At 37.5% G+C, this 16774-nt stretch carries 22 protein-coding genes and 1 other annotated feature; of the genes, 7 read left to right on the top strand and 15 right to left on the bottom strand.

The genetic code is table 11. From position 1 onward, the window contains the following. Positions 1 to 31: 31 nt before the first annotated feature. Positions 32 to 679 carry a glycosyltransferase gene (locus QNH29_RS04190; RefSeq protein WP_283863596.1) on the bottom strand — a complete coding sequence of 216 codons (648 nt, stop codon included), beginning with the start codon at positions 677 to 679 and terminating at the stop codon, positions 32 to 34. 545 nt (positions 680 to 1224) lie between these two features. Here QNH29_RS04190 and QNH29_RS04185 point away from each other — a divergent pair. Together QNH29_RS04185 and QNH29_RS04180 are read left to right on the top strand one after the other, a co-directional pair. Continuing rightward, a complete protein-coding gene (locus tag QNH29_RS04185; protein WP_283863595.1) occupies positions 1225 to 1608 on the top strand; it encodes a hypothetical protein in 384 nt (127 codons plus the stop codon). Positions 1609 to 1693: 85 nt separating this feature from the next. Further along, entirely contained in the window at positions 1694 to 3205 is a 1512-nt protein-coding gene (locus QNH29_RS04180) for an ATP-binding protein (protein ID WP_283863594.1), read from the top strand. 35 nt (positions 3206 to 3240) lie between these two features. Here QNH29_RS04180 and QNH29_RS04175 read toward each other — a convergent pair whose 3' ends face one another. Then, positions 3241 to 4056: a GGDEF domain-containing protein gene (locus tag QNH29_RS04175; protein ID WP_283863593.1), complete on the bottom strand. Its 816-nt coding sequence runs from the start codon at positions 4054 to 4056 to the stop codon at positions 3241 to 3243. A 395-nt stretch (positions 4057 to 4451) separates the two neighbouring features. Between QNH29_RS04175 and QNH29_RS04170 the strand changes: the two genes are divergently transcribed. Next, a complete protein-coding gene (locus QNH29_RS04170; protein ID WP_283863592.1) occupies positions 4452 to 4925 on the top strand; it encodes a hypothetical protein in 474 nt (157 codons plus the stop codon). A gap of 5 nt (positions 4926 to 4930) precedes the next feature. Here QNH29_RS04170 and QNH29_RS04165 read toward each other — a convergent pair whose 3' ends face one another. Together QNH29_RS04165 and QNH29_RS04160 are read right to left on the bottom strand one after the other, a co-directional pair. Then, positions 4931 to 5227 (bottom strand): phospholipase, encoded by a 297-nt coding sequence (locus tag QNH29_RS04165; protein WP_283863591.1) that lies wholly within the window; start codon positions 5225 to 5227, stop codon positions 4931 to 4933. A 141-nt stretch (positions 5228 to 5368) separates the two neighbouring features. Then, on the bottom strand, positions 5369 to 5905 hold the full coding sequence (locus QNH29_RS04160) for an HD domain-containing protein (RefSeq protein WP_283863590.1): 537 nt from the start codon (positions 5903 to 5905) through the stop codon (positions 5369 to 5371). A 162-nt stretch (positions 5906 to 6067) separates the two neighbouring features. On the opposite strand from QNH29_RS04160, the gene QNH29_RS04155 reads away from it, so the two are divergent. Next, on the top strand, positions 6068 to 6286 hold the full coding sequence (locus tag QNH29_RS04155) for a hypothetical protein (RefSeq protein WP_283863589.1): 219 nt from the start codon (positions 6068 to 6070) through the stop codon (positions 6284 to 6286). A gap of 386 nt (positions 6287 to 6672) precedes the next feature. Here QNH29_RS04155 and QNH29_RS04150 read toward each other — a convergent pair whose 3' ends face one another. After that, on the bottom strand, positions 6673 to 7125 hold the full coding sequence (locus QNH29_RS04150) for a DUF2269 family protein (RefSeq protein ID WP_283863588.1): 453 nt from the start codon (positions 7123 to 7125) through the stop codon (positions 6673 to 6675). 139 nt (positions 7126 to 7264) lie between these two features. Here QNH29_RS04150 and QNH29_RS04145 point away from each other — a divergent pair, with 139 nt between their 5' ends. Next, the gene (locus QNH29_RS04145; RefSeq protein ID WP_283863587.1) at positions 7265 to 7648 is read left to right on the top strand and encodes a DUF454 family protein; all 384 of its coding nucleotides are present in this window, start codon (positions 7265 to 7267) and stop codon (positions 7646 to 7648) included. Positions 7649 to 7674: 26 nt separating this feature from the next. On the opposite strand, the gene QNH29_RS04140 is transcribed toward QNH29_RS04145, so the two are convergent. The 10 genes from QNH29_RS04140 to QNH29_RS04095 form a co-directional block, all read right to left on the bottom strand. Further along, positions 7675 to 8184, bottom strand: coding sequence for a GNAT family N-acetyltransferase (locus QNH29_RS04140; protein WP_283863586.1), 510 nt, complete (start codon positions 8182 to 8184; stop codon positions 7675 to 7677). Between the two features lie 11 nt (positions 8185 to 8195). After that, positions 8196 to 8705 carry a GNAT family N-acetyltransferase gene (locus QNH29_RS04135; RefSeq protein ID WP_283863585.1) on the bottom strand — a complete coding sequence of 170 codons (510 nt, stop codon included), beginning with the start codon at positions 8703 to 8705 and terminating at the stop codon, positions 8196 to 8198. A 10-nt stretch (positions 8706 to 8715) separates the two neighbouring features. Further along, the gene (locus QNH29_RS04130) at positions 8716 to 9717 is read right to left on the bottom strand and encodes a glutathione S-transferase family protein (RefSeq protein WP_283863584.1); all 1002 of its coding nucleotides are present in this window, start codon (positions 9715 to 9717) and stop codon (positions 8716 to 8718) included. A 16-nt stretch (positions 9718 to 9733) separates the two neighbouring features. Further along, positions 9734 to 10183, bottom strand: coding sequence for a GNAT family N-acetyltransferase (locus QNH29_RS04125; RefSeq protein ID WP_283863583.1), 450 nt, complete (start codon positions 10181 to 10183; stop codon positions 9734 to 9736). Continuing rightward, the gene (locus tag QNH29_RS04120) at positions 10180 to 10686 is read right to left on the bottom strand and encodes a GNAT family N-acetyltransferase (protein WP_283863582.1); all 507 of its coding nucleotides are present in this window, start codon (positions 10684 to 10686) and stop codon (positions 10180 to 10182) included. The genes QNH29_RS04125 and QNH29_RS04120 overlap by 4 nt, the downstream gene beginning before the upstream one ends. 83 nt (positions 10687 to 10769) lie before the next feature. Beyond that, positions 10770 to 12404 carry a methionine--tRNA ligase gene (gene metG / locus QNH29_RS04115; protein WP_283863581.1) on the bottom strand — a complete coding sequence of 545 codons (1635 nt, stop codon included), beginning with the start codon at positions 12402 to 12404 and terminating at the stop codon, positions 10770 to 10772. Between the two features lie 59 nt (positions 12405 to 12463). Beyond that, positions 12464 to 12740 (bottom strand) — a binding site (T-box leader). A gap of 52 nt (positions 12741 to 12792) precedes the next feature. Further along, positions 12793 to 12939 (bottom strand): hypothetical protein, encoded by a 147-nt coding sequence (locus QNH29_RS04110; protein ID WP_283863580.1) that lies wholly within the window; start codon positions 12937 to 12939, stop codon positions 12793 to 12795. 80 nt (positions 12940 to 13019) lie between these two features. Beyond that, positions 13020 to 13457, bottom strand: a complete 438-nt coding sequence (locus QNH29_RS04105) for a GNAT family N-acetyltransferase (RefSeq protein WP_283863579.1) — start codon at positions 13455 to 13457, stop codon at positions 13020 to 13022. A 15-nt stretch (positions 13458 to 13472) separates the two neighbouring features. After that, positions 13473 to 14342, bottom strand: a complete 870-nt coding sequence (locus QNH29_RS04100) for an NAD-dependent epimerase/dehydratase family protein (protein WP_283863578.1) — start codon at positions 14340 to 14342, stop codon at positions 13473 to 13475. 163 nt (positions 14343 to 14505) lie between these two features. Next, positions 14506 to 14790 carry a YggT family protein gene (locus tag QNH29_RS04095; protein WP_283863577.1) on the bottom strand — a complete coding sequence of 95 codons (285 nt, stop codon included), beginning with the start codon at positions 14788 to 14790 and terminating at the stop codon, positions 14506 to 14508. Positions 14791 to 15101: 311 nt separating this feature from the next. Between QNH29_RS04095 and QNH29_RS04090 the strand changes: the two genes are divergently transcribed. Together QNH29_RS04090 and pfkB are read left to right on the top strand one after the other, a co-directional pair. After that, positions 15102 to 15851 carry a DeoR/GlpR family DNA-binding transcription regulator gene (locus QNH29_RS04090; protein ID WP_283863576.1) on the top strand — a complete coding sequence of 250 codons (750 nt, stop codon included), beginning with the start codon at positions 15102 to 15104 and terminating at the stop codon, positions 15849 to 15851. Further along, positions 15848 to 16774 carry a 1-phosphofructokinase gene (gene pfkB, locus QNH29_RS04085; protein WP_283863575.1) on the top strand — a complete coding sequence of 309 codons (927 nt, stop codon included), beginning with the start codon at positions 15848 to 15850 and terminating at the stop codon, positions 16772 to 16774. The genes QNH29_RS04090 and pfkB overlap by 4 nt, the downstream gene beginning before the upstream one ends.

Below are 16774 nucleotides of genomic sequence, written 5' to 3'. Positions count from 1 at the left end.
AGTCCCAACTACTCAGTTGGGCTCCATTTTTTTAAAACTTATTTGGAAATTGCTTGATAATTCCGTTTGTAAGGAAATCGGCCATATGCATTAGATGACTTTGATTTTTGTCTAATGCAGTAATGTTCTGATTCCAAGCTTTATTAAGTTTGGCCGCTACACCTTCTGTAATGAATCTTAAATGCAAATACATCATCTCACTTAATTCTTTTTTATTATAATTGGGATTTGCAGCACTTAAAAAGTTGGTAATATCATCTGCGTTTTTAAACCATTTATCGCTGTATTTTTTGAAATCAGGCTGATTTCCACTTTTCGCTGCTGCCACTACCTTACCGGCAATTTGAATATGTTCTCTTAACAGCTGTGCAAGCTTGTTACCTGCTTCCTCTCCATAATAAGGTTTAATAGCATTCCCAAGATCGTCCTGGTTTTTTAATAATCTTGTTAGCACTGGCTCTTGGTCCTCTAAACCTGCAATGTAACTTGTTACAAATTTTTCTGTCCAAAAAGCGTGTTCGTTCCAAAGCTCCCTCATGGCAACCCTAAGTTGGACCGTTTTCTGACTTAGCTGCTGTGTTTGCCGCTCGTCCTGTTTGTTCTCTTCCGCATTTGTGAATGTTGGGAAGAATAATACCAATGAGAGAAACAAAACCAAGATTTTTGATAAATGTTTCATTCAATTCATCTCCTAATCATAAATTTAACCGATCAATTTATTATTAGATAATTTATCCATTTTCACTCATACGGAAAAAAATTTTGGGTATTAGCATCTTCATAATTTCCACACAACTTCTCTATAACTTCTACAAATGTTTATCTTATTATAAAGATAACTTATTTGAGACTTAGGTTTTAGGAACCTTATTCTTAAAAACTTCCCATAATTTGATTGGTACCCGGGTACCAATCCTTTTTTTTGTCTATTATTTTGAATCTCCACAAATTCCACACAACTTCTCTATAACTTCTACAAATGTTTTATCTATTATAAAGGTAACTTAATTGAGTCTTAAGGTTTAAGGAACCTGATTCTTAAAACTTCCCATAATTTTGCTTGGTACCTATGTACCAAGCTCTTTTTTTGCCCATTTAAAAATAAATTAGAATTGGAGAGAATATATAACAAAAGAAATTTATAACGAGAATAAGAGGTGCAGCAATTTGAATCTCCCTAAAGGAATAACGGGTTTTCACTCATCAAACGATAACATACTGCCTATGATGGATACCATTCAATTTAAACAATTGAGTCACACATTTGTAAGAGAGTTGGACGGAGAGTTTGTAGTTTTCCGTGAAGGTTACTCACAACGAAACTACTACTCCGTAGAATACACGCTCCGCGGGGAATCATACTTCGTTCTTCTCAATCACCATTATCCATTTTTGGCCTTCTCCTCCACAATGGAAGATATCACTTTTATCGATGTTCCTGTCATGACTGCAAAATACCAATCATACTATAAAGTTTTAACAAAGGAGTTTTTGGAGACACCATTAGCCTCAGAACATCTGTCGGCATTATCACAAGCTGAAATAGAGCAAATTTCATATTGGAAACCGAGTACAGTGGGAGAAGTTATTTTTAATAATTGGGATTAATGAAAAATCGTTATTTGAATTTTCTTTTAAATTTCAAAAATAAGAGTAGAATGGTGGTATATAGATATAAAGGGGCAGAGTCTTTGTGGCTATCAATCATAAAATCAAGTCGATTTCCAAAAAGTTAATCTTATACATACTCCTTACTATCGTTCCATCGTTATTAATCAGTTACTACTTTGCTGATCACCAGGTTAAAGATAATGTGATCGCAAATAAAAGCAAAGCACAGAAATATGCCAATCAACATGCAATCAACATTGAGAATTTTTTAGGAGAAACAGTAGGCAGATTAGAAATGCTCGCTTCCTCTGTCAAAATTCAGAACAGTAATCTTACTTCTATTGAAACCATTCTTAAGGAAACACAAGCTAAGGACTCTCGTTTTTCCGGGTTTTATTTGGCTGGTCCGTCAGGTGATTTATTAATAAGTACAAATCCGACAACATCAGTTATCAATGTCGGTGATCGCCCCTATTTCCAGCATGCTATTAATACGGGACAAACTAGTATTTCCGAGGCCCATATTGGCAGGGTAACAGGGCGTTATATCATAACAATCGCTACTCCAATTGTCGAACATGGAGTCACTCAAAGTGTTTTGCTTGCGAGCTTGCGATTAGATGAAATTGAAAAGTCAATAAAAGGGTTTATTCACAATGAATTAATCATTGTTTCTGACCCTAACGAACAAATCGTAATAAAGGCTGGGCAATTAGCAGATATTAATCATTCTGTAAAATCTAGTATACCGATTTCCCAAGTTCCTTGGACAATCTCAGCCTTTGTCATTCCTGAACGTGATTTTACTTTTGGAAATGTATTTTTAGAGTATCTTATGCTCTTGCTTACTATTACCAATATTACATATTTGCTTTTCAAATATATACTTTTAAGAAAAAAGGTAGAACATGATCAAAAACAAACCGAAATACAAAAGCTTGAGTTAATCGGTAATCTTGCTGCCAGTACTGCACATGAAATTAGAAATCCCTTAACCGGCATTAAAGGGCTAGTCACCCTCTTAAGCGAGGAACATCAGGATAAAAAGTCTCAGTATTATTTTGGGGTCATTGGACAAGAAATTGACCGTATTAATGGGATTGTCAGTGAATTACTTGTACTGGGTAAACCTACCTCTTATACGTTAAGTACATATGATGCAAAAACAATAATGAAGGAAATTGAGCCCATTATCCAATCAGAAGCCAATTTAATGAATGTTGAGCTAATCATTCGATACGCAAACGTTGAGCTGCCCATCTCCTGTGTAAAGGATCATTTGAAACAAGTTATTCTTAATCTTTCAAAAAACTCCCTGCAGGCTATGCCGAATGGTGGTGGGATTTTGACGATTTTACTAGAGAAACACGCTCAAACTTGTGTGATTAGAGTGGAGGATACGGGTATTGGCATGCCAAAGGAGCAGCTATTGAAGGCATTTAGTCCATTTTTCACGATGAAAAAAGAAGGTTCCGGACTTGGATTAACCGTATGCAAACGAATTATCGAATCTTTTGGTGGACAAATAGTTATTGATAGCAAACCACATATTGGTACACAAGTGGAAATTACACTTCCACTAAAAGATGAATAAACTGACAAAAAAGGGTTAGTGCCTGGCACTACCCTTTACTTAATATAGCTAACTTGGTTTCTTCCGACATTTTTACATTGATATAAGCCTTTATCTGCCCGATTTAATAAAGAATCAATGCTATCTCCTGGTTTTGAATAGGTAACCCCAAAACTTGCTGTAAGGTTTCCTGCCCCTTTAAAATGATGGTCAGCTACTATTTTCCTAAGTTTCTCTGCGAGCTTAACCGTTTCATCCCCTTCTTTACTCGTGATGATAATGAACTCTTCACCACCCCATCGTCCAAAAAGCTCTCGATTAGTAAGGCGCAATTGGATGAGCTGCGCTAACTCTACGAGGACTTCATCACCAATTTTATGCCCGTAGTTATCATTCACTGACTTAAAATGATCGATATCAAAGAAAATGATTGAAAAGACTTCTCTCTTGTCTTCGAAAGCTTTGAGTTTCTTTTGCAGCCATTCATCAATCCGTAAACGATTGGCGATCCTCGTTAGTGAATCGTAATATGCGTGCTTTTTAAACATTTCAAGATCTGCATACGTCTTAAATACATGCTGTGCATAATAGAGAACAATAATGTAAACTAGGTTCGCAAAGTAATACTGACCCAGCGAATCAATCGATTCTGAGGAAAGAACAGGTAAATACATAATTCCCATAACAAAGGTGGCAAGAAATATGACAATGGAGTAGTATAACCCTCGTTTTGTACCCAGAGTTAAGAAAAAGAACAACGTGATAATCGGCATCCAGATGATAAAATCTCCAAGAGCCCCTCCATCTACAACCATATAGTTACGGACCGCATCAAAAAAGGTCGTAACATGATAAAAACTGACTAACGCCAAGTTGGAATACTCCGTAAACTGAACAAAAATTCTTTTGAATAAGAAAACCCAACTAATAATAAACCAAATTGAGAGAGTATTATTAATCGTAAAATTGAATTGGTATACATCATTCATATTTTGTAAAAGTGTATTAGAGATGAGAGATATAACAATACAAGGTACAACCCATAAATATATGCGTATCTTAAGTTCATTAAGTGATTCAAATCTCTGTAACATTCGATTGTATCATCTCCCAACTACACTCCTATCAACTATTATATCAAACATTTTATTAGGAAAACTATATTCTAAAAATTGTTAAAAGCTTTTAGCTTACCTATAAGAGTCATGAAAATCCTTGCATACCATATACATCAGTGGGCATATTAAAAAATAAAAAGGGAAACTTCATGATAGGACTTTTAATTGCACTTGCCGCCTTTAATCTATTGGGTTTTAAGACAAATAAATTACTTAGCGGGAACCAAATTCTTCAGATTTGGTTATTTACGATTGCCTTTCAAGTACTATTCGATCTTTTTATTGAATTCAAATATCATGCTTACTGGTACTTTGACAAAGAATTAGACTGGCGGGGAATTCTCCCTCATATGTTTCTCATCCCTCCAGTAAATATGTTTTTTCTAAATTGGTTTCCTCATAGAAAGGGATGGATGAAACAAGTCATTTATTTAACTGGTTTTGTCATTGCAATTTTAATCTACGAAATCATTACCCTGCTGCCTGCCCCTTGGGGATTCTTTCATTATGGCTGGTGGAAACTATGGCATGCGGCTATCCTTGACCCTATTCTGTTACTGATTTTATTAGGTTTCTATAAGTGGATTTGTATATTAGAAAAAAAAGCGTGTTCCAAATATTGATTGGTCTAAAATCTGTTTTGATGTTGAAGACCACATGAGAAACTGGTTTTTAATTTCATGAAATTATACATAATATTTGCTTGTCTTCCCTTTTTTGTATAGGGATTTCTTTTGGAATGAAGGCAATCCATAAACCTTTTATCGCAGACACAAGAGGCGTATCCACGTTTCAGACAAAGGTCATGTTTATAACAGCAGGAATCTATATCATTAATAGGTGCTCCTGGGCCGCTGCAGCCGGGTCCACACCACCGATAGCCTGGAAAAATGCAAAACGGAAACGGGTTTCTTCTACAACTCATATTTATTCAACTCCTTTTTACTATAATATGAAGTTAGCGGCTGTCATGGACATGCTAGTATCACGGCTGCTCTTATGGATACGAAAAAAAAGGAAATCAGTGTGATTTCCTTTAAAAACCCGAATATTATTAGATGCCGACTTATTGAAAAAGTTTATCTACTTCTGCTCGTAATTGAATTAGTAATTCAAAAGAAGATTGGGCTCCCAAACTATCAACGACATTGGTGTAATACCACTTTTGCTGCTCTTTACCAGCGTTAAATCTGCTCCAAACCTCATCTCCAACTTGTTCATAATCTCTTATAATGGAACGGATATTATGAAGTTTATCTGCACAAACCACAACCCGAATATCCTCAGAAGCAGTTATTAAAAATTCAATGGTATGTTGCTTCCTATCCTTCCATGGCAGTGACTTATCAGGTTCTGAACTTCCTTCAACTATCTCCGCAATGTTTGATCCAAATTCCCTTTTGATTTCATCAAGTGTTAGCGGCGTATCCTCGACGGTGTCATGCAAGATTCCAGCTGCAACAATTTCCTCGCTGTACCCGCTCTTTAACAACATCATTCCAACGGCAACTGGGTGTGTAATATAGGGAATATCTGTTTTTTTCCGATATTGTCCTTCATGACTTTTACTGGCAATTTGTAGTGCCCTTTCTACTATATCCATTTTTGCCCTCCTCTCTTCCATCCTGACAATCCTCTATTTTCACCTTATTTCAACATAATAATACATATTTCTTTTTTTCTGCCGTTATATATGTAATTTGTCCAATCACATATTTTTGTACAAGCATATTTTATAGTACGAGTGTGAAAGGGGGGATATGGTATGTGTAATAGAAGAAACCGTCGTGATGATGTAGCTGGGGCTAGAGATCGCAGAGATGACAGAAGAGACGACAGACGAGACGACAGACGAGACAGAAGAGTTGTCATTAATGCTGACGAAGTAATTATCCGCGCTGATAGAGTTATCATTGTTGACGAGGATAACAGAAGAAGAGACGATAGAAGAAGAGACGACAGAAGACGCCCATTCTGGTTTTAATCAGTTTGTATAGGGAATAATTGATTCCTCAGGCTGGTGAGACAAATAAATCTCACCAGCCTGTTTTTATTGCGCCCTAACGTGGATGATTATGGTAAGTTAATGAAATAGAAAATATAGAATAGCTTGGCTATAAATCCTCTGATATTACCAAAAACTTGCACTGTTTATTAATCAGCACTATGGGCCTCTGATAGTTACGATAAATTCTGCTCTTCGCACTTATCGGCACTATGAACCTTTGATAGTTACGATAAATCCTGCTCTTCGCATTTATCGGCACTAACAGCCTTTGATAGTTACGATAAATCCTTCCCTTCGCATTTATCGGCACTATCCCGCATGTGTTATCCCGGCAATCTGCGAGATGGACACCTTTACGCAAACTAAAATGGTTTGAGTATCATTAAACCAATAATGACTATAAAAATAGCATTTTCTAAATGTTCATAGCGGAACAGTATTCTTGATAAACGATAATACTCTTCCGGGATTTCGTCGCCCTTATGTGAAGCTAACAAAGCCTTAACTGGTTTAGACCTAGGTGATAGTACCAGCGGGCCAATTGCCAGTGCTGCTAAAAAGAGAACAAGACTAGTTACATACCAGCCCATGCGAAACAAGCTGGGATTCATGAAGCCCATGATTAAACCTGTGATGAGTAAAAGCGTACCGCCCACCATGACAAAAATATGCAGTTTATGTCGAATGGCATAAGAATGCCTTAACTCTGTCATGGTGTTTCCCGACTTTACGACAGTCGTTAAAATAAAACCAGGACCCATTCCTATAATTGCCGAAAAAATATGTAAAACAACTATTATTTGATAGAAAGTCATTGAACCAACCTCCATTATCTAGACGTTACTATTTTAACATAATGGTGGTTAAAACGGTTTTTATGTACGTATTCTGTCAAAAAACTTTCTATTATTAAATGTTATAATATAGGTAAACAAGGCAGAAGGGGCAGCTATCATGAGAAAAATGATTAAATTTCTATACATCTTCATCGGTTTGATTGCCCTTGGCTTAGGCGTATTGGGTCTTGTTTTACCTGTGTTACCGACAACTCCTTTGCTTCTTTTAGCCTCCTACTGCTTTGTGAAGGGATCTGAACGATTCGAACGCTGGTTTAAAGGAACAACTCTTTATAAACGCCATTTAGAGACTTTTGTAAAAGAGCGGGCCATGACATTAAAACAAAAACTTACGATTTTGCTATTTGCTGATGTGATGATTGCCATTCCCTTCTATTTCCTCGAAATCTTTTTCGTCCGGCTCTTGCTGGTATTAATTGTTTTTTATAAATATTATTACTTTATCTATAAAATAAAAACGGTTCCAGCACCAAAGAAATAACCGAGAGCCAGGCAGCTCTCGGTTATTTATATTTTACGGCAATACCTCAGTGATATATACTCTTCCCCCTCAGCATTTCCATAACCCTTTTGCTCATGCTGAAAAATAAATCCTCTTGCTTCATAAAAAGGGATCCCTTTTTCATTCCCTTTTTGTACGGAAACCCACTGCTCACTGGCATTAAATTCCTCTTTCTGCTGTTTCGTAATCGCATCAAGCAGCTTGGTTCCAATACCTTCGTTGCGCCGGTGAGGGTCCAGATACAACACAAAGACTTCGCCAGCTGTATCATTAATCATTCCTCCCCCTCCCGCACCAACTACTTCACCGTTTTCGACAGCTACAAAGTAGCCTCCCCAATACGAGCTGGTTTTGGTTACTTCATCTACTATTCTGTCGATGTTGTAGAACTCGCTTATGATTCTCTCAATATATTCTTTGGAATGTATTTCACCATAGGTAGCACGGTATCCATCCGAACACACTTTTGCTATACCTTGAACATGAATTGGGCTGGCCTGGCAAATGTTAATCATGGTATAACTCCTTAATCTTTAGTAAGAGAAAGTCGATAGGCTTTTACAATGATTCCATCGTTAGCAGGTTCAAAGTCATATTGCGGTAATCGTTCAAATCCCATTGTTTCATATAATTTCATTGCCGTTTCCATGAAATCCCCGGTATGCAGTCCAATCGCCTGATAGCCCTTTGCTTTAGCCCGCTGAATACATTCAGTAACTAAAGCAGATGCAACACCTCTACCTCTCATATCTGGTGATACCGCCAGCATTCTAATCTCCGGATAATCGAGGATTTCCACATTTCCTTCATAGGCATCGATTCTAGCCGGAAACAGAACCACACTTCCTGCAATCTTGCCATCAATCTCAGCTATTATTCTCTCAACACCTGGAAGTGTATCACCCTCCGATAAAATTGCCTGTTTAAGAGCCATCCAATGACCTTCAGGAATTTTTGCTGAATGTTCTACATAAGCGTTGACTCTTTGCTCTCGTATAAAAGATAATTCATTTTCCAAAGCTTCTCGAATAATCATAGCTGCGCTCCTAATCAATTAAGAATTTTTCTATCTTTTTGCTTAAATGTTGACGATTGTGTTCCGAATAAAGACCTGATAAATCCGGTCCTTTAGGCAAAATACCATTATGACCTTTTTGATCATTGCTTGCTATGTGATTCGAGAGATGATAGTGTCTCTTAATAGCGTCAAAGTCAGTCGTATCACCAAAACCAGGTGTTTGATACAAATCTCTTACATAGCCCCAAAGATTTGGGAAATCAACGATCCGGTTACGATTGGTTTTAAATGCTGAATAATAAGCTGCATCGAAGCGAATTAATGTAGCATAAAGCCGTACATCTGAGTCAGTAATATAATCTCCAAATAAGAATCGCTGATTCGATAAACGTTCCTCTAATTCATCTAATCTTGCAAATAACGTTTCATATGCTTGTTCATAAGCTTCCTGAGACTGCGCAAAGCCACACTTATATACCCCATTGTTCACTTCATGAAAAATAACTTCGTTTAAGGCATCCATCTCACTCCGTAAAGATTCCGGATATAAATCGGGGGCATTTTCCTTATGAAAGGCCGACCATACAGTTTCTAGATAGTTTGTTAGTTTAAAATAATCATTGTTCACAACCTTTTGTTCTTTCACATCCACCATCACAGGTACCGTTGGCCTGCCAGTGTAATCAGGGTCAGTATTCTGATAAATTTCACTCATATAGCGAATACCTAAAACGGGGTCTACCCCGTCTTCATCTAAAGAAAATTCCCAGTCTACATGCGGAAGTTTCGGACGCATCGGGCTTGCCGTACCTAAACTAATCACTTCTTCTAAGCCAAGAATTCTTCTTACAATCACAGAGCGATGTGCCCACGGGCAGACTGCTGACCACAATAGACGATATCGTCCTGCCTCTACAGGAAGCTCGCCTTCACCGAATCCAAATGGTGTATTAAATCTATTTTTTTGCCGTTTAAACGACCCGTCCCCACTTATTTCAGCGGCTAGACTGCCCTGCTCTTTTTGTACCATTTAAAATGCACCTCTTTTATAACTTATAAAAATAGTAACGAAAATCTTCATCCATTTTAAATCCTTGTTTCTCCCAAAAAGCCCATGCCTTCTTATTGGTATGTTCGACCGAAAGTTCTATACCTTTCGACTTTGTTAACTGAGTAAATTCCTTCACCTTCTCAAAAAGCTGTGTTCCAACGCCGCTGCCCCTATTTCTCTCTGTAATGAAAAAATCGTTTAAGAGCCAAACACGCTGAAGGGTTAAGGAAGAAAACACAGGATAGAGCTGCGCAAATCCAACCACTTCCTCCTGAACCTGCGCAATAAAAATCACCGATTCTAAGTGCTCAAATTTTTCAAATAGAAACTGTTCCACCTGTGCCGGGTCTTTTTGCTGTTTAAAATACTCACGGTAGTCGTCAAAAATAGGCACTAGTTTTGATAAATCCTGTATGGCTGCTTGGCTTATTGTAATTTCGCTCATTTTAAATGCAGCACCATATGTTCATCGTCCAAATACACTCCATTCACTTTCATGGCTTTTTCTTCAAGTCCATATACTTTAAAGCCGAGTTTTGTATACAATTTCTTTGCCGGTTCATTACTTGCAACGACTGACAAATTAATTTTTTCAATAATTTCTATTGTTTTAGCTTTATTGATCGCCTCCGTCAGCAAAGCTTTACCAACTCCTGCTCCTTGTTTCGTTGGTGTCACGTACATCGCAAAGATGTTTGCTCTGTGCTGAATTTTCTCGGCTTTTTCTTGGAGGAGTGTTACGACCCCAATAAGCTCATCACCTTCAAATGCCCCAAAAGTGTAATTTCCGTCCGTTGCAAAGTTACTTCTAACCTGAGCCATCGGGTTTTCTCTCTTTATCGCATCCTCATAACTAGTGAGGAAAGCTTCCGGAGCTTTCTGTAACGCTTCTAATCTAAGATCCCAGTACTTTTCTGCATCCGATGAGTTTAGCTGTCTAATTTTCATAGGGTGCGCCCTCCTCCTTTTACAATAAGTCTATACCTACTATATTACTTAAATTTTTTAAAATAGGTAATATTTAAGCTATTTTAATGAGTTTGTTGGTTTAACCTTTCGAGCTCTTCTTCAATTCGAGATGGGTCGATTTTTTCAAATAACGTTTCAACGTTTGTAAGAACGATTGGTTTAACGAAAAATGGTGTCCAGTTTGTCTCTGAAATATGGAGCATCTGCTTAACTTTCTCGCTTGAAAATGGCAGAAACGGTGTTAGAATTTGCGATAAATTAGCAATTAAATATACGCAATCAGCTAGGGTTTGCTTGCAAATATCTTCATTATCGCGGATTTGCTTCCATGGCTGTTTTTCATCAAAGTATTTATTAGAAAATCGAACCTGTTCAAATACTTTTTCCAGTCCCTGTTTGAAGGATGCTTCTTCAATTAGGCGTCCAGTCTCCTCATACAGAGCCTTTACTTTATCCTGAATTGCAGAAGATATCGTCTTTTCTGGTAAAAACCCATCAAACGACTTTTCAATAAATTTCAACGTTCGATTGACAAAGTTACCATATGCCCCTAATAACTCACTGTTATGGCTGTAAATGAATTCCTTCCAGGAAAAATCAGCATCCCGGCTCTCTGGTGCGTTAATCGTTAGAAAGTACCGAATGGAATCAGGGTCATACCTTTCTAAAATATCTGGAACCCATACTGCCCAGTTCTTACTGGTAGATAATTTATTTTTTTCCAAGGTCAGATACTCATTGGAAACGATGTGTGTAGGCAATGGATTCTTTTCAAGTCCAGCTAATATCCCCGGCCAAATAAGAGAGTGGAATGGAATATTATCCTTCCCGTGAACGTAGTAAGATACTGCGGAACCATTCCAAAACGCTGAGTCATCCTTGCCAGTTTCTTTCGCCCAAAGCTTGCTGGCAGTATAATATCCCGAAACAGCTTCAATCCAAACATAGATTTTCTTTTCTTGATAGCCAGCGACAGGCACGCTCACTCCAATAGGCAAATCCCGTGAAACCGCTCGATCCTGCAAACCTTCCTTTAAATACCTCTTCGTCAGCGAAACAGCATTCTCCCGCCAAAGCTTGTTCGTTTCCGCTGATTGGACATAGTTCTCCAACTGACCTTGGAATGAGCTTAAGGCAAAATAGAAGTGCTCCGTGAATCTAGCAGTCGGCGGATTGCCGCATAGTTTACACCTGCTATTCAACAATTCTAGAGGTTCTAAAATCGTCGAACAATGATCGCATTGATCCCCTCGAGACGGTTCTTTGCATACTGGACAAATTCCTTCTACATATCGTTCCGGCAAAAATTGTGCGCATTCCTCACAATAGGTTTGTTCAATTTCCTTTTTATAAATATGACCTTTATCAAGCAGCTCTAAAAAAATCTCCTGAACCACTTTGTGGTGATGTTCGGTATCCGTTCGGGTATAGCAATCGTATGAAAATCCTAATTTTAAGAAACAATCCAGGAATTCTTCGTGATATCGGTCTGTGATAACTTGAGGTGCTACTCCTTCCTGTCTGGCACGAATTGTTATAGGTGTTCCATTACAATCACTTCCCGAAACATAAAGTACTTTATCCCCTTTCAACCGATAATATCTTGCCAATATATCCCCTGGCAGCAAACTTGAAATATGACCAAGATGCAAAGAACCATTCGCATAAGCCCAAGCGCCTCCAATAAAAATACCCATCCGACAAAACCTCCTATTTTCTATTGAAAAACAAAAAAACCCCGCCCATAACTGTAAAAGTTAAGGACGAGGTTTGAAAATCCACGTGATACCACCTTATTTCGCAAATAGCTCACACTATTTGCCTTAGCAAGTACGGAGCAGCCAAAACCTACTCTTATACTGTGACATGGATAACGAGTGCCAAAACTCGTCGCAGCCTACTAATACAATAAAGTATGTTCAGTACGAAGCTCAGAGACCATTGTTCAAATGAGTGTTTTTGCTTCTTTTCAGCTGCCGAAGCTCTCTGTGGAAAAACCATGTCATTCTACTTTTTCTCTTCTTTGCCTTTATTTGTTATAATTTAACAATATATTATTCCAATAATTCCTAAAAGTCAATTAAATTATTCTTCCGCACTTCCCTGATCATTTTTATGATGAGTGGAACTATGCGGGTTCCCTTCTGTAATCACACGGTCAATATCCAGGTAAGGTTTGCCGCGCAATGCATCATTAGAAATAATCGTTGTATTCTCTTCATTACTATTCATTGAAACTGCCTCCTATTTTGATGGATTTATTTCCCTCTAGGAGTAGTTTGCGTTACTTCCTAAAATTTACTACCTATCCTTTATATTGATAAATAATAAAAATAATTTGATTCCTTTTTAAAACCGATTTTTTCATACAAACTCTGTGCGGTTACATTATCATGACCTGTCTCTAACGACACGCCTTTTGCATCTGTTTCCTTAGCAAATTCAATGGCCTTTTTAATTAACTTCTCCCCAAAACCTTTCTTGCGGGCAGACGAATTGACATATAAATCGTTTAGGACCCATGAACGTTTCATACTAACCGAAGAAAAGGTCGGATATAACTGGACAAAGCCAACTGGATTACGCTCATCATAGGCAATAAAAACGACTGAATCCTCGTTTCGTAATCTCTCTTTTAAGAAAGTTCTGGCACCTTCAAGATCAGAATCCTGCTTATAAAACACCCGATAAGAATCAAATAACTCTGTTAAAACATTAAGTTCATTTATTGTAGCCTTCTGAACATTCATGGTATTCCCCCTTAACTATGAATAGTGACCTATTAAAGATTTTAAAAGACTATCTAATGATGTAAAACGGTATCCCATTGATTCAACAAGATTGGTATTGACTGACCATGATCCTGGAAAATTATACGGTGAAGGACTGCCATCCTTACTTAAAATGGACTTCGTGCCAATTAGATTCTCAATAAGTTGTATTAATTCACCCAAACTGATATCTTCCTTAGAGCCTGGATTAACAGGACCATTGTAGTCAGACTTCGCTATGTTTAATAAAAAGGATGCCGCTTCACCTGAGTCAATAAAACTATATCTAAAGGCAGGATGTTCAATGAACATCGATTTTCCTTCTTTTATATGCTCAACATGGAATTGTAAACGATTCGTATAATCATCTTTTCCAATAATAATTGGGAACCTTACGGCAACAACTGGGAAGTCAGCATTCTGAAAAAGGATGGCTTCGGCGGCTCGTTTTGCTTCCTGATATCCAACATACCCTATGTAATCTTTTCTTGATTTTACTAGTGGTCGGTAATCAAGTGGGTTAAAACTTTCTTCCAGATGATTGGTTCCAAAATCATAGACGGCCTGACTCGATGTAAAAATATACTTTTGAACCTTTCCTTTTAATGCTTTCAATGTATCAATTGCTTCTTGTGAGGAATAGCAGGTTTGATCAAATACAACATCCCATTGCTTATCCACAAAAGCCTTTTCTAGAGACCCGGCATCCTCACGGTTTATTATCAATCGAGAAATCTGATTACCAAAGACATCGGCCGTCAGACCTCTTGTTGCAATCGTAACCTCGACCCCCTCATCCATTAATAATTGAACAAGCCTTTTCCCAACAAATTGCGTTCCCCCAAGTATTAACGCTGAATTCATCTACTCTCCCCCTTTTGTTCCAGCCTAACCCTAGAATACCTCAATTTACCATTTAATTGATACTCTCAACATGTCTTATATAAAAGAAAAAATTTTTTAAAAACAGCAATAGGGCTTTACTTACAAGAGTGTAAGTAAAGCCCTATATGTAAAACGTTCTGAATTAAAATGCACCAAGCATGATCAATAGCTGGCGAAGACCCTCTAAAGCAAATCTTCCTATGAAGCTATAAGCAAAAATCGCAACAATTGGTGAAAAATCAATCATACCTAGCGGCGGGATAAACTTCCTAAAGATAGATAAGTAAGGGTTAACCAGTCTGCCAACCATCGACCCAATTTTGGAAGTTTGGAATTGCGGAAACCAGGAACCAAAAATATTAATCAAAATTAACCAATAATAAATATCATAGATATAATCTGCTACTACCAAAATATTTGTGCCCAAATTTATTCTTCCTATCTATAAATTTTTTCGATACCGCTACTGTACATATACGTATTATACTCAATAAGGTTTCAATTATATCTATATTTTTTAACTAAATATGTATTAGTTCTCAAAAGTGCAATTTTATTAAATTATCAAAAACATTTTGGAAATACTATCTATTACAAGGATGCGAAAGACGCATCCTTTTTTATTTGATTACTTTTGAACGGAAATAAATGTTTTTGAATTTTTATGATTGATTTTTGTTGTTTTCAATTGTACAATGAGGGTAGAAACACATGAAAGCGTTTTAGGAGGCGGCGAAGATGTTAGAAACAGAACGCCATCAAATTATATTAGAAGCATTAAAAGTGAAAAATACTGTAAAACTTCAAGAACTTGTGGAATTAACCAATTCCTCTGAGTCGACAATTCGGAGAGATCTTATACAGTTGGAGCAAGGTAAATATCTCAAAAGGGTTCATGGGGGAGCTGCCAGGCTCCAAGGAAAGCTCCAGGAACCAAGCATGATTGAGAAATCCTCCAAAAACCTTCAACCAAAACGTCAAATTGCACAATATGCTGGAAGCTTAGTAGAAGACGGAGACTGCATTTATCTAGACGCAGGTTCCACCATTTTCGAAATGATTCCTTTCCTTCCAGAAAACATCGTGGTCGTAACAAACGGATTGACACACGTAAATGAACTTCTAGAAAAAAATATCAAAACTTTTTTAATAGGCGGATATGCGAAGCCATCAACAAAAGCCTTAATTGGACGCGGGGCATTAGATAGTCTAGAACATTATCGATTCGACAAGTGCTTTATGGGAGTCAATGGAATTCACTCACAATTTGGCTATACCACCCCTGACCCTGAAGAGGCAATGGTCAAAAAATTAGCCATATCTCTATCACGTGAAGCATTTGTGGTTTCGGATGAATCAAAGTTCTCAGAGATTGCTTTTGCGAAAATTGCGGACTTACATTTGGCTACCATTATCACAAATGAGTTAGACCCTGATACGCAGGAACAATATCACAGTAAAACAAAAATTAAGGTGGTTACATCATGATATATACCGTTACGTTAAACCCATCGCTTGATTATATCGTAGAAGTAGAAAAGGTCACGCTCGGTGGGTTAAACCGAACAATAAATGAATCCAAGTTTCCAGGCGGAAAAGGAATTAATGTTTCTCAAGTATTAAAAAGATTAGATGTTGACAGTCATGCTCTTGGATTTTTAGGCGGTTTTACCGGAGAATATATTGAAAAATTCCTAACTTCTAAAGGAATAAACACTGACTTTGTGAAAGTCGATGAAGATACAAGAATAAATGTAAAACTTAAGTCTGACACAGAAACAGAAATCAATGCTAAAGGTCCAAACATTACAGCAGAAAACTTTGAAGCATTAAAGGCAAAAATACGTGAACTGACAAACGAAGACTTCCTTGTACTAGCTGGCAGCATTCCATCTACCATGCCTGCGAGTACGTATGAAGAGCTTGTGAAACTATGTAATGAAAATGGCACAAAGTTTGTTGTCGACGCAGAAGGTGAATTGCTTAAGAAGGTACTCCCACTAAACCCCTTCCTAATTAAGCCGAATCACCATGAACTAGGCGACTTATTTAATACGGTAATCAACTCGTGTGAAGAAGTCATTCCATATGGAAGAGAACTTGTCAAACAAGGTGCTCAAAACGTAATTGTATCACTTGCCGATAAAGGAGCTGTCTTGATTAATAAGGACATCGCCTTAATTGCCACCAGCCCGATAGGTGATGTAAAAAGCTCGGTCGGTGCAGGAGATTCCATGGTAGCTGGATTTATTGCAACCTATGAAAAAACAAAATCGATAGAAGAGGCTTTTCGTTTTAGCGTTGCTGCAGGCAGTGCGACTGCGTTTTCAATCGGATTATGCACACGTGATAAAATGGAAGGCTTGCTCCCTCAAGTAATCGTAGAAAAGTCAAATCTAAGAGGAGAATGA

It is taken from the genome of Neobacillus sp. DY30, from assembly GCF_030123065.1.
Classification (GTDB): domain Bacteria; phylum Bacillota; class Bacilli; order Bacillales; family Cytobacillaceae; genus Neobacillus.
Note: the sequence above shows the minus strand (reverse complement) of the source record. Positions and strands in the feature narration are given on the sequence as shown.